10 protein-coding genes and 1 pseudogene are annotated in these 11731 nt (G+C 70.0%); 3 read left to right on the forward strand and 8 right to left on the reverse strand.

Annotation, left to right across the window (positions count from 1 at the left end; translation table 11 throughout):
* Positions 1–95: 95 nt before the first annotated feature.
* Positions 96–962: an ABC transporter ATP-binding protein gene (locus OKJ99_RS05695; RefSeq protein WP_326014646.1), complete on the reverse strand. Its 867-nt coding sequence runs from the start codon at positions 960–962 to the stop codon at positions 96–98.
* Entirely contained in the window at positions 955–1875 is a 921-nt protein-coding gene (locus OKJ99_RS05700) for an ABC transporter permease (RefSeq protein ID WP_326014647.1), read from the reverse strand. The genes OKJ99_RS05695 and OKJ99_RS05700 overlap by 8 nt, the downstream gene beginning before the upstream one ends.
* Before the next feature lie 147 nt (positions 1876–2022).
* Here OKJ99_RS05700 and OKJ99_RS05705 point away from each other — a divergent pair, with 147 nt between their 5' ends.
* Entirely contained in the window at positions 2023–2658 is a 636-nt protein-coding gene (locus OKJ99_RS05705) for a TetR/AcrR family transcriptional regulator (protein WP_407700648.1), read from the forward strand.
* 289 nt (positions 2659–2947) lie between these two features.
* Positions 2948–4141, forward strand: a pseudogene (locus tag OKJ99_RS05710) (threonine/serine ThrE exporter family protein); the annotation flags it as partial.
* Between the two features lie 118 nt (positions 4142–4259).
* Here the strand turns inward: OKJ99_RS05710 and OKJ99_RS05715 are convergent.
* Positions 4260–4736, reverse strand: coding sequence for a MarR family winged helix-turn-helix transcriptional regulator (locus OKJ99_RS05715; protein ID WP_326014649.1), 477 nt, complete (start codon positions 4734–4736; stop codon positions 4260–4262).
* Between the two features lie 138 nt (positions 4737–4874).
* Between OKJ99_RS05715 and OKJ99_RS05720 the strand changes: the two genes are divergently transcribed.
* Positions 4875–5288 (forward strand): organic hydroperoxide resistance protein, encoded by a 414-nt coding sequence (locus OKJ99_RS05720; RefSeq protein WP_326014650.1) that lies wholly within the window; start codon positions 4875–4877, stop codon positions 5286–5288.
* 33 nt (positions 5289–5321) lie between these two features.
* Here OKJ99_RS05720 and OKJ99_RS05725 read toward each other — a convergent pair whose 3' ends face one another.
* The 5 genes from OKJ99_RS05725 to OKJ99_RS05745 form a co-directional block, all read right to left on the reverse strand.
* Positions 5322–6632 (reverse strand): hypothetical protein, encoded by a 1311-nt coding sequence (locus tag OKJ99_RS05725; protein ID WP_326014651.1) that lies wholly within the window; start codon positions 6630–6632, stop codon positions 5322–5324.
* A 122-nt stretch (positions 6633–6754) separates the two neighbouring features.
* The gene (locus tag OKJ99_RS05730) at positions 6755–7597 is read right to left on the reverse strand and encodes a class I SAM-dependent methyltransferase (RefSeq protein ID WP_326014652.1); all 843 of its coding nucleotides are present in this window, start codon (positions 7595–7597) and stop codon (positions 6755–6757) included.
* A 204-nt stretch (positions 7598–7801) separates the two neighbouring features.
* Positions 7802–8683 (reverse strand): carbohydrate ABC transporter permease, encoded by an 882-nt coding sequence (locus tag OKJ99_RS05735; protein ID WP_326014653.1) that lies wholly within the window; start codon positions 8681–8683, stop codon positions 7802–7804.
* Positions 8680–10083, reverse strand: coding sequence for a carbohydrate ABC transporter permease (locus tag OKJ99_RS05740; RefSeq protein ID WP_326014654.1), 1404 nt, complete (start codon positions 10081–10083; stop codon positions 8680–8682). Before OKJ99_RS05740 ends, OKJ99_RS05735 begins: the two co-directional genes overlap by 4 nt.
* Before the next feature lie 7 nt (positions 10084–10090).
* The gene (locus tag OKJ99_RS05745; protein ID WP_326014655.1) at positions 10091–11485 is read right to left on the reverse strand and encodes an ABC transporter substrate-binding protein; all 1395 of its coding nucleotides are present in this window, start codon (positions 11483–11485) and stop codon (positions 10091–10093) included.
* Positions 11486–11731: the final 246 nt, after the last annotated feature.

Below are 11731 nucleotides of genomic sequence, written 5' to 3' on the forward strand. Positions count from 1 at the left end.
CACACGCAGAGCGCGAAACCGATGACCGGCAGGACCGGCGACAGCGGCACGCGGAAGGTGCGCTTCATGTCGGGGCGCCCCCGTTTTCCGTGCCGCTACGCGGCGACGGGAGTCTTCGGCTCGGCTTTCGGATTGGCCTTCGGCTTGGGCTTGGCGGTGGCCGTGGCGTTGGTGAACGCCTCGTACTCCTTGAGGACGTCCTCGGTCGGCCCGTCCATCCGCAGCTCGCCGCGCTCCAGCCACAGCACCCGGTCGCAGGTGTCGCGGATGGACTTGTTGCTGTGGCTGACGAGGAAGACGGTGCCCGCGCGCTTCCGCAGCTCCTTGATGCGCTGCTCGGACCGCTTCTGGAAGGCCCGGTCCCCGGTGGCCAGCGCCTCATCGATCAACAGCACGTCATGTTCCTTCGCGACGGCGATGGAGAACCGCAGCCGGGCGGCCATGCCGGACGAATAGGTCCGCATCGGCAACGTCACGAAGTCGCCCTTCTCGTTGATCCCGGAGAAGTCGACGATCTCGTCGTAACGCTCCCGCACCTGCTCCGGGCTCATGCCCATCGCGAGCCCGCCGAGCCGCACGTTGCGCTCGCCGGTGAGGTCGTTCATGAGGGCCGCGTTCACGCCGAGCAGCGAGGGCTGCCCGTCGGTGTAGATGTGCCCGTTCTCGGTCGGCAGCAGCCCGGCGACGGCCTTCAACAGGGTGGACTTCCCGGACCCGTTGGTCCCGATGAGCCCGATCGCCTCGCCGCGGTACGCGGTGAACGAGACACCCTTCACGGCATGCACGGTCCGCACACCGGCCCGCTTCTCGGTCTTCTTCCGGCCGCCGAGGATGCGGCTGAGGGCGGCGGTCGCGGCGCCACGGCCCGCGCCGGTCCCGTTGACGCGGTAGACGATGTCGACGCCGTCGGCGATGACGGTGGGAACCTGTTCGCCGTTCGTTTCGGAAAGAGTGTCAGCCACGTCCGTACGTCTCCTCGGCCTTCCAGAAGTAGATGAACCCGCCGACCCCGGCGAGCAGCGCCCAGCCGGCCGCCAACGCCCAGATGTGCGGCGGCAGTTGACCTGCGGTGAAACTGTCGATGAGCGCGAAGCGCATCAGATCGATGTAGACGGCGGCCGGATTGGCCTGGAGCAGCATCCGTACGAACGACGGGATGTCCCGCCCCTCCGTCAGCCGGGTGAGGCTCCACATCACACCTGACGCGTACATCCATGTCCGCAGCAGGAACGGCATCAGCTGCGCGAGGTCGGGGGTCTTCGAACCGAGCCGCGCCATGATCAGCGCGAGCCCGGTGTTGAACACGAACTGAAGCGTGAGAGCGGGCACCACGAGCACCCAGGACGCCGCCGGCGGCACGCCCGTCGCCAGCAGGATGACCACGAGCGCGCACATCGAGAACAGCAGCTGCTGGAGCTGCTGCAGGCAGAACGAGACCGGGAGCGAGGCCCGCGGGAAGTGCAGGGCCCGCACGAGCCCGAGGTTCCCGGAGATCGCCCTCGTCCCCGCCATCACCGACGACTGCGTGAACGTCCACACGAACACGCCCGTGACCAGGAACGGGATGTAGTCAGGCACGCCCCGGCTGGTGCCCATGAGCTTGCCGAAGATGAGGTAGTACACCGCCGCGTTCAGCAGCGGCGTCAGCACCTGCCAGACCTGCCCGAGCTTCGCCCGGCTGTACTGGGCGGTGAGCTTGGCGGTCGAGAAGGACACGATGAAGTGCCTGCGCTGCCACAGCTGGCGTACATACGCGGGCAGCGAGGGCCGCGCGCCGCTGACGCTCAGCCCGTACCGGGCGGCGAGGGCCGCCGGATCCTCAGGGGTGGACCGCGGTGCCTCCTGCGGGAGAGGCGCGTCCAGGACCTGGCTCACATCCGCTGCTTTCGGTCGGGGGGTTCGGCTCCGGCCGTCGGTTCCGGCTGTTCATCTGCCGTTCACGTCGGGACGGGTCCGTATCGTCGTGACGTGAGAGTAGGGCGGATCGACGTCGGAACGCAACCGTTTCGTCGTCGCGCGCCTATGCTTTGCCATATGACGACCAACGCCGACTCCCCCAAGCCGACGCGCCGCAGGGCCCCCGCCGGCGCGGCCGTCCTGCGCGAGGACGTGACGGAGGCCATCCGCGCGGCCGTCTTCGAGGAACTGGCCTCGGTCGGCTACGCCCGCATGTCCATCGAGGGCATCGCGCGCCGCGCGGGCGTCGGCAAGACGGCGGTCTACCGCCGCTGGAAGTCCAAGCTCCACCTGGTCCTCGACCTGGTCTCGGCGATCGCCGTGCAGGGCCTGCCCGCCCCGGACACGGGCTCCCTGGAGGCCGACCTCCGCCTCCTCTACGAGGTCACCTCACGCGCGCTGCGCCACCCCGTGGCCGGCCAGATCATCCCCGACCTCCAGGCGGAGGCGGCCCGCAACCCGGAGATCGCCGAGGCCCTTCAGAAGGCGCTGCGCGAGGGCCAGCACGGCGTGGCGAGCGGCATCGTACGAGCGGCGGCGGAGCGCGGAGAGCTCCGCGCGGGCCTGGACGAGGAACTCGCACTCGACCTGATCTCGGGCCCCCTGTACTGGCGCACGCTGGTGGTCCGCACCCCCAAGCTCCCGAAGGACCACCTGAAGCGCTTGGCGGCGGCGACGGCCGCGGCCCTGAAGGCGCTCTGAGGATCCGCGGACGCGGAGGTCACGAGGACTGTGACGCAGGACCACGACCGATTCGTGGTCCTGCGTCACAGTCCCTCGCGGCTGCGCCGTGGCGGCACGAAACTCTTAAGTCGTTTAAGTGTGATGTCCGTTACGCTCCATTTGTATGCCTTCGAGGATCCGCCCCGCCGCCACTTTCGACCGCACCGACCCCTGGCTGACCAAAGCGCTGCCCCGGCTGCGCGGCATCGAGCCGATCAGGAGTTACGGGTACGGCGGCGAGCTGTTGCACGACGACGGGCGGGCCGACATGGAGGCCTACGGCGCCCGCGTCGCCGAGCTCGCGACGCGGCTCGGTGAGGCGCTCCTGTCGTACGGGGCCTCCGCCGAGGAGGCGGTCGCCGGGATGCTGGTCGTCGCCGAGACGTACGGGCTCAGCTACTGCGAGCCGGGCGTCACGCTCGCCTCCGTGTCGCTGTCCGCGCACGCGCCCGGTGAGCTCACGCCGCTGCACGCGAACCGGGTGATCCGTAAGCACGCCACCGACTTCCGTGTCCTGGGGCGCATTCACGCTCTCGTCGAGCGGATCAGCGCCCGCCAGCTGGGGCTCGACGAGGCGCGGGCCGCGACCGCGCGGATACTCGACGCGCCTGCGGAGCGGGGGCGGTGGGCGCGCTGGAGGGTGCCGGTGCAGACCGGGTTCGTGGCGGCCGGTGGTGGCATCGCGTTCGGTGGTGGCGCGCTGACCTCGGTGTGCGCGTTTCTCGCCGGGCTGCTCGGGGCGCTGCTGAGCGGCTGGTTGGGGCGCAACGGCGTGCCCGCGTTCTACCGGTCGGCCGTCGCCGCGATGCCGACCGCCGTGCTCGCCGTCGCGATCAGCCACAGCGCGCCGCCGGCGACCGTGCAGTCCGTCGTGGTCGCCGGGGTGCTGGGGCTGCTGCCGACCGTCACCTTCGTCAGCGCCGTGCAGGACGCGCTCACCGGGCACTATCTGACCGCGCTCGGGCGGCTCTTCGACGCGATGCTGGTGTTCGCCGCGGTGGTCGCGGGTGTGGTGGCCGTGCTCGGTGTGGGGCGGCTCTTCGGGTTCGAGGCGCCGGTCGTGCCGACGGCCGAGCGGGCCGAGTATCTGGGGGCGCCCGCGGTGGGCGCCGCCGTGTTCTCGGTGGCCGTGGCGGCGCGGGCGCGGACGCCGCGGCGTGACTGGCTGCCGGCCGCGCTGCTCGGGCTCGGCGGGTTCGTGGTGGCGGCCGAGTTCGCCGTCCTCGGGCTTCCCTCGCTCGTCGGTACGGCGGTGGTGGCGGCCGGTGTCGGGTGCGCCGCGCACGCCGTGGCCCGGCGGCGGCGTGAGACCGTGCTGCCGCTCGTCGTTCCTGGTATCGCCCCGTTGCTGCCGGGCAGCGCGTTGTACGTGGCGTTGGCCGCGCTTGCCTCCGGGCGGACCACGGTGGGGGTCGGGGGGCTTGTGCATGCGGCGGCGGTGACCTTGGCGATCGCCGTGGGGGTGGGGCTTGCGGGGGAGGCGGCGCAGCTCGGGCGGAGGGTTCGGGTGGCCGGGTCCGGGGGTGTCTCGCCGCCGCGGCGGGGGCCACGTCACGGGGCTCCGCCCCGGACCCCGCGCCTCAATCGCCGGCGGGGCTTGATTTCTCCCACTCGTCCAGTGCGGTCGTCAGGTGCTCAAGGCGTGTCCTCAGGGATTCGATCTCCTCCAGGTCGAAGCCCGTTGCCGCGGCGATCCGGCGCGGGATCCCGGCCGCACGGTCCTTCAGAGTCGCGCCGGAGTCCGTGAGGGTGACCGTCACCGAGCGTTCGTCCGCGGCGCTGCGCTCGCGGCGCACCAGGCCGTTCGCCTCCAGGCGCTTGAGGAGCGGGGAGAGGGTGCCGGAGTCGAGGCGGAGGCGTTCGCCGAGGCGCTTGACCGGGAGCGGTCCCTCGTCCTCCGTGGCCTCCCAGAGCACCAGCATGACCAGGTACTGGGGGTAGGTGAGGCCCAGGTCCTTGAGCAGCGTCCGGTAGACGCCGCCGAAGGCGCGCGACGCGGAGTTGAGCGCGAAGCAGATCTGTCGGTCGAGCCGGAGGTATTCGTCGGTACTGGCCATGAAGCCAGGGTACCGTCGCGCGATTGAGTTGTGCACAATTGAATTGTGTGCTCTATTTAGGGGTACGCGGAGGCTCACGAAGAGGCTCGCGAAGAGAGTCACGAAGAGATTCACGGAACCGAGAGGCAGGTCCTTCCCATGGAAGCCATCTACACCGCCGTCGCCACCGCCACCCACGGCCGCGACGGGCGTGCCGTCTCCTCGGACGGCGTGATCGATCTCCAGCTCGGCGTGCCCACCGAGATGGGCGGGAACGGCCAGGGCTCCAACCCGGAGCAGCTCTTCGCCGCCGGTTACGCGGCCTGCTTCGGCAGCGCGCTCGGGCTCGTCGGCCGCGGCGCCAAGGTGGACGTCGCCGACGCCGCCGTCACCGCCGAGGTCTCCATCGGCAAGCAGGGCGAGGGCTTCGGGCTCGCCGTCGTGCTCCGCGTCGAGCTGCCCGAATCGGTCGACGCCGAGACCGGCCGCAAGCTGGTCGAGCAGGCGCACCAGGTGTGCCCGTACTCGAACGCGACGCGCGGCAACATCGACGTGCAGCTCGTCGTCGAATAGGTCTCAGTCGAGTAGGTCTCAGTCGAGTAGTCCTCAACCGGGCCGGGACGTACCCCCGTTGACCCGCGCGAGCACCTCGCCCGTCCGGGGGCTCCACGCCACCAGGACCGCCTCCGGCGGCAGCCGCTCGCCCCGGTCGAGCAGCAGCCAGTGGACGCGGTAGCGGTCGGTGACGGCCTGTCGTTCGGCGCGGGTGGACGTGGGGGAGAGGTAGGCGCGCACCGCCGCCCGGCGCCGGTCCAGGTCGGCCCTGTCGACGACCGGGTCGGGGCGGGCGGGTGCGACCAGCGTCGGCCCGTAGCCCGGCAGCGCGCGGATCGGGCGGTAGCCGCTGGTGATGACCGTGTCGCCGGGCGGAATGTGCTGCGCCGCCCAGGTGTACGCGGGCCAGCTCGGCGGCGGGTCGAGGGCCGTGGCCAGGAAGCCGAGTGCCGCGCCCGTCGCCGCGAGCGCGCCGAGCGCCCGGCGTTTCCGTGGCCACGGGCGGGGCGCCGCGAGGGCGATCGCCAGGGCGAGCTGGAGCGGCACCACCGTGAGGAGCGTGGCCGCGCCGTACGCGGAGGGGTGGATCAGCGCTGCGTACGCGAGGGCCGCGATGCCCGCCGCGCACAGGAGCGCGAGCGGGTCCTTGGGGTCGCGTCGCCGGCGCAGCCACAAGGGCGGGAGGCCGATCAGCGCGAGCCACGGGAAGTGCGGCGACGCGGGGTCCGATTCCGGCCACAGCCCTACCAGGCCCACCACCGCGACCCCCGCCACGGCCCAGCGCGCGCCCTCCCGCCGCAGCCGCCACGCGCCCGCCCACACCCAGAAGGCGAGCCCGATCGCGAACGTCGACGGGTAGCCGAGGTCGATCGTCAGGGAGCGCAGCGCGAGCGGTTCGGTCCGCCAGTCCGAGCTCGTTCCCCACAGGAGCGTCAGCGTCAACAGGGCCAGAACCGGGGCCCATTGACGGGTCGTGAGCGTGCGCACGAAGCGGTTCAGGCCCGTCAGCAGGACCAGCAGGTTGGCGGGGCCCGCGAGCTTCATGACCTCCCAGCCCGTCAGGCCCGTCGCCCGTGCGAAGGCGCCCTCCACCATCGCGTACGGGGACAAGAGATACGGGCTGCCCGCGCCCGGCAGGTCGACCAGCGGGTGGCGCGGGTGCAGCAGGCTCACCTTCAGGCGTTCGATCATCGCCGCGTGCAGCCCGTAGTCGTAGGCCATGGGCACCCACCAGTACGCGAGCGTCAGCAGCAGCCAGAACAGGCCGCCGAAGACGAAGAACGGGGTCGGGCGCCAGAACCGGCCGCCGCGCAGCGCCGTCGCGCCGCGCGCCGCTCCTCGGACGAATGCGGTGGTCGTCATGTACGGCATGGGGTCTGTGTGCCCCGTCGACGCGGTCCGCCCCGCCTTTCATGGGCCGTGCGGGTGAGGGCCGCGGTCCACGAAAGGCGGGGGCCAGGACCCTTCAGAAGGGCCCTGGGGCGTCAGCGACCCAGCAGTGAGCGCAGCAGACTCTTCGAGCGCGGTGCCTGCGTGGGCACGGCCGACGCGGTCGGCTCGTGGCGCGACACCGGCTGGGCCGGGCGCTTCGCCTTCCGGCCGTCGATGCGGATCATCGAGTGCCCGGCGACCTCCTCCGCGCCGTGCCAGAAGTCGTCGCGCCCCGCGAGCATCGCGCCCAGCTCGGTGCGCACCGGCTCGAACGAGCCCCACGTCCCGTAGAACTTGGTCGCCGTGATGCACAGCGGCTTCAGCCCTGTCGTGGCGACGGCGCCCCACGTCGCGGCCGCGACACCCGGGCAGTGCTCGGCGCGGAAGTCGTCGAGCACGACGATGCCGTCCTCGCCGAGGAGTTCGCGGGACGCCTCGATGTCGCCGTGCACGTGCTCGTACAGATGCGAGGCGTCGACGTGCACGAAGCGGCAGCTGTCGGGGGCGACCAGGGACGTGATCACGTGGGAGGGGCCCTGCACCACCTCGGGCAACTCCTCATGGAAAGCCTGGTAGTTGGCCTCGAAGGCGGTTCGCGTGAGGGTGCTGTAGGACTTGTTCATCTCCTTGTCGTTCGCCATGTCGTCGGCGGGCGAGTCGAACAGGTCGCAGACCGTGAAGGTCTCCTTCTCCTCCAGGTACTGCCCCATGAAGATGGCGCTCTTGCCCAGGTAGACGCCGAGTTCGAGGAGATCCCCGCCCTGGCCGAGCGCGCGCTGCCGGCTCAGGAACCAGTCAAAGAGCACCTGGTCGATGTTGTGGAACCAGCCTTTGACGTCGTCGAGCGCGGCCGGGCGCGGCAGCTCGGCGGGCGCGGTGTGGGACTCGTGCTGCATGTCAGCTCCAGTACGGATGACGTGGGTGCGGGGCCGGCGGGCGACGCGCTGGCCGGCCGGCCCCGGGAGGCCATCAGCTCTGGTTAGGCGCACGGGGTGTCCGCGCAGTGGCCGGGAGGGAACGAGAGGCCTTCTCGCGCGATAAATCCCGGTTGTGTGTCTTGTTCCTATCCTTCCGCGTCATATGGCGCGTTACTTGACGCGTTACTTGACGGCGCCCGCCATCACGCCGGACACGAACTGGCGTTGGAACGCGAAGAACACGGCCAGCGGGACCACCATCGAGATGAACGCGCCGGGACCGAGCACATCGACGTTGTTGCCGAACTGCCGCACCTGGGTCTGCAGCGCGACCGTGATCGGCTGGCTGTCGGTGTCCGTGAAGATCAGCGCGACCAGCATGTCGTTCCACACCCACAGGAACTGGAAGATGCCGAGCGAGGCGATCGCGGGAGCGCCGAGCGGCATCACGACCCGCAGGAACAGCCGCAGTTCGCCCGAGCCGTCCAGGCGCGCCGCTTCCAGGAGTTCACGCGGGATCTCCGCGAAGAAGTTCCGCAGGAGGAACACCGCGAACGGCAGCCCGAACCCGACATGGAAGAGGATCACGCCGAAGATCGAGCCGAAGATGCCGATGTCGCCGAAGAGCCGGGCGATCGGCACCAGCGCGACCTGTACGGGAACCACGAGCAGCCCGACCACGATCAGGAACCACCAGTCGCGGCCCGGGAACTCCATCCACGCGAACGCGTAGCCGGCCAGCGAGCCGATCACGATCACGAGCAGCGTCGCGGGCACCGTGATCAGCGCCGTGTTGACCAGGGAACGCGTGATGTCCGAGTTCTCCAGGAGGCTGCTGTAGCTCTCGAACGTCAGCTGCGCCGGCTTGCTGAACACCGTCCACCAGCCGCTGTCCGCCATGTCCTCGGGGGAGCGCAGCGAGGAGAACAGCAGGCCGATCGTGGGCACCAGCCACAGCGCGCCGATCAGCAGCAGCACGAACTGCACGAACCCGCCGCTGAGCCGGTCGCCGATCCGGCGCGCGAGCGAGCGCGGTGCCTTGACGGTCTCGTCGAGAGTGCTCATCGCCTTGTCTCCCGCCGCAGCCGCCGCATGTTGAACCACATCACCGGGATCACGAGCAGCAGGAGCAGCACGGCGATCGCGCTGGCCAGGCCCTCGTTGTCCTCGCTGAACGCCGATCGGTACAGCTGCAGGGCCAGCACGTTGGCGTCGTCCTGCGAGGCTCCCGGCGCGATGATGAAGATCAGGTCGAAGATCTTCAGTACGTTGATCATCAGCGTGACGAGGACGACCGCGAGCACGGGCGCCAGGAGCGGCACCGTGACCCGGCGGAACACCTGCCACTCGGAGGCGCCGTCGACGCGGGCGGCCTCCAGGAGTTCGCGGGGGATGCCGGCCAGGCCCGCCCCGATGAGCACCATCGCGAACCCGGCCCACATCCACACGTACGCGACCATGATCGAGGTCGTCACGATGTTGAGGTACAGATCGAATCCGCCGAGGTGGACCGTGAAGAACTTCTTGTCGCCGAGCCAGTCGGCGCCGTTGTAGGGCTCCTTGAAGTTCGCGGCGGGGAGCCGGAGTTGGGAGCCGTCAGCCTCGGCCGGAAGCGCGAAGGTGCCGTCGGCGGCGGCTGTCGCGGAGGCGACGACCTTGCCGTCCTTGACGGCCTCGACGCGCATGCCGAGGTAGCCGTCCTCGGTCGCGTCGATCTTGTTGAGGCCGCCCGCGCCCTTGCCGAGGGTGAAGTCCTGCCAGACCGTGCCGGTGACCCCGGCCTTCCCGGCGGCGGGCGCCTTCGCGGGCTTGGCGTCCTTGGGCATCTGGTCGGCGGCCACGCCAACGAGCGGGAGCAGCACGGGAGTTCCGGCCCGCACTGGTTCCTTGGTGAGGAACGGGCCGCCGCTCTTCCCGGCGAGCGCGCCGTTCGGACGTGGATGCGCCTTCGGGAACGCGGAGGACTCGGCGAACGTGTCGTGCACCCCCGTCATGACCGCGTTCACCGCGCCCTTCTCCGGGTCCTGGTCGTAGACGAGCCGGAAGATGATGCCGGCGGCCAGCATCGAGATGGCCATCGGCATGAAGACGACCAGCTTGAACGCGGTGGCCCAGCGGATCCGCTCGGTGAGCACGGCGAAGATCAGGCCGAGCGCCGTGGCGACCGTGGGGGCGAGCACCACCCACCAGATGTTGTTGTTGATCGCGGCCTTGGTGTCCTCGCGCGTGAACAGCGTCTCGTAGTTGTCGAACCCGATGAACGAGCCGCCCGAGGCGTTGAAGAAGCTGCGGATGACCGAGTACCCGATCGGATACACGACCAGGGCGCCGAGCAGGATCAGCGCGGGCAGCAGGAAGAGCCCGGCGACGGACTTACGGGTGCCGGTGACGCTCTTACGGTTGCGTGGTGACGTCGCGGCGGCCGCCCCGGGATCCGGGGTGCCGCCGCCGGTGGCGGATGTCATCGCCGCGTCAGTCCTTGAACGCCTTGGCCGCTTCGGCCTCCAGGGTCTTCTGGGTGCCCGCGATGTCCTTGGGGTTCATCAGGAAGTCCTGAAGCGCCTTCCACTCGCCCTTGCCGGGCGTACCGCCGAAGGCCTGCGGCATCTGGTCCGACATGTCGAAGCGGAAGTCGTCGCCGGCGCCCACCAGCGCCTTGGCGATCTCGCGCTGCACCGCGTTCGGATACGAGGCGAGGTCCACGTTCTTGTTGGGGGACAGATAACCGCCCAGCTTGGCCTGGATGGTCGCCGCCTCCGGCGAGGCCAGCCACGTCACCAGGGCCTGCGCCGCCTCGGAGTCCTTCAGGATCACCGCGGCGTCACCGCCACTGACCACCGGCTTGTCGCCGGAGCCGACCGCGGGGAACGGGAACACCTTCGCGTCCGTGCCGACCTTCGCCTTCGTCTGCTGGATGTTCACCTGCGCGAAGTCGCCCTCGTAGACCATGGCGCCCTTGGGCTGCTCGCCGCCGGTGAAGGTCTGCTCGACCGACTTCGTGAACTCGGTCTGCACGGCCCCCTTGTTGCCGCCTGCGAGGAAGTCCTTCTTGCCCCACAGCTGGGCGAGCGTGGTGAGCGCGTCCTTCACGGACGGATCGGTCCACTTGATCTCGTGCTTGGCGAGCTGGTCGTACTTCTCCGGGCCCGACTGCGAGAGGTAGATGTTCTCGAACCAGTCGGTCAGCGGCCAGCCGTCGGCGCCGCCGACGGAGAACGGCGTGACACCGGAGTCGTAGATCGCCTGCGAGGTGGCGAGCAGTTCCTTCCAGGTCTTCGGCTCCTTGGCGGCCGCGTTCTCGAAGACCTTGGTGTTGTACCAGACCAGGGACTTGTTGGCCGCCTTGTAGTACGCGCCGTACTGCTGCCCGCCGACCTTGCCGAGGTCCTGCCAGCCCTTGGCGTAGTTCTTGGTGAGCTGCGCCTGGGCGTCCTTGCCCAGCGGCTTGGCCCACTTCTTGTCGACGGCCTGTTTGATGGCGCCGGGCTGCGGCAGCATCGCGATGTCCGGCGGGGCGCCGCCGGCCACCTTCGAACCGAGGAAGTTGATGATCGGGTCCTGGGCGGGGACGAAGGTGACCTTCGCGCCCGTCCGCTTCTCGAACTCCGTGAGCACCTGCTTGAAGTTCTTCTGTTCGTCGCCGGTCCACACGGCGGCGATCTCCAACGACTTGCCGTTCAGCTTCGGCAGCTTGAGCGAGGACGCGGGCGACTTGCCGCCGTCTCCGCCGCCCTTGCCGTTGTCGTCATCGCCTCCACAGGCGGTGAGCGTGAGCGCGAGGGAACCGATGGCGATGCCCACGAGGGCCGTGCGGAAGGTGTGGGTCCTGCGGGTGCGTATACCAAGAGTGCTGCGAGTGCTGCCCATCACTGCCCCGTTCTCGTCCTGAACGCTGAACGTACGTACTGAGCGCTGTCCCGTGCGCACTGGTCTACGCCCGGCCAGGGAGAACCGGCAAGGGTGCCAGTGCTGTAAACCGGGTGATCGTGACGGGGTCGTGATGCGCCAACCCACCGAGTCCTGGCGGTGGTTGGGCCAATTAAGCCCCTCCGGCGATTGAGGAGCGGGGTATGGGGCAGAGCCCCAATCTTTCGCCCCGTCCGGCGCCCGCTC

Origin of the sequence: Streptomyces endophyticus, from assembly GCF_035798155.1 — a bacterium.
Taxonomy (GTDB): Bacteria; Actinomycetota; Actinomycetes; order Streptomycetales; family Streptomycetaceae; genus Streptomyces; species Streptomyces endophyticus.

Bases quoted from the DNA above. Each gene is read 5' to 3' on its own strand.
- OKJ99_RS05705 (WP_407700648.1), top strand. From the start codon at position 2,023: ATGCTTTGCCATATGACGACCAACGCCGACTCCCCCAAGCCGACGCGC.
- OKJ99_RS05715 (WP_326014649.1), bottom strand. From the start codon at position 4,736: ATGGCCAGTACCGACGAATACCTCCGGCTCGACCGACAGATCTGCTTC.
- OKJ99_RS05720 (WP_326014650.1), top strand. From the start codon at position 4,875: ATGGAAGCCATCTACACCGCCGTCGCCACCGCCACCCACGGCCGCGAC.
- OKJ99_RS05725 (WP_326014651.1), bottom strand. From the start codon at position 6,632: ATGACGACCACCGCATTCGTCCGAGGAGCGGCGCGCGGCGCGACGGCG.
- OKJ99_RS05730 (WP_326014652.1), bottom strand. From the start codon at position 7,597: ATGCAGCACGAGTCCCACACCGCGCCCGCCGAGCTGCCGCGCCCGGCC.
- OKJ99_RS05735 (WP_326014653.1), bottom strand. From the start codon at position 8,683: ATGAGCACTCTCGACGAGACCGTCAAGGCACCGCGCTCGCTCGCGCGC.
- OKJ99_RS05740 (WP_326014654.1), bottom strand. From the start codon at position 10,083: ATGACATCCGCCACCGGCGGCGGCACCCCGGATCCCGGGGCGGCCGCC.
- OKJ99_RS05745 (WP_326014655.1), bottom strand. From the start codon at position 11,485: ATGGGCAGCACTCGCAGCACTCTTGGTATACGCACCCGCAGGACCCAC.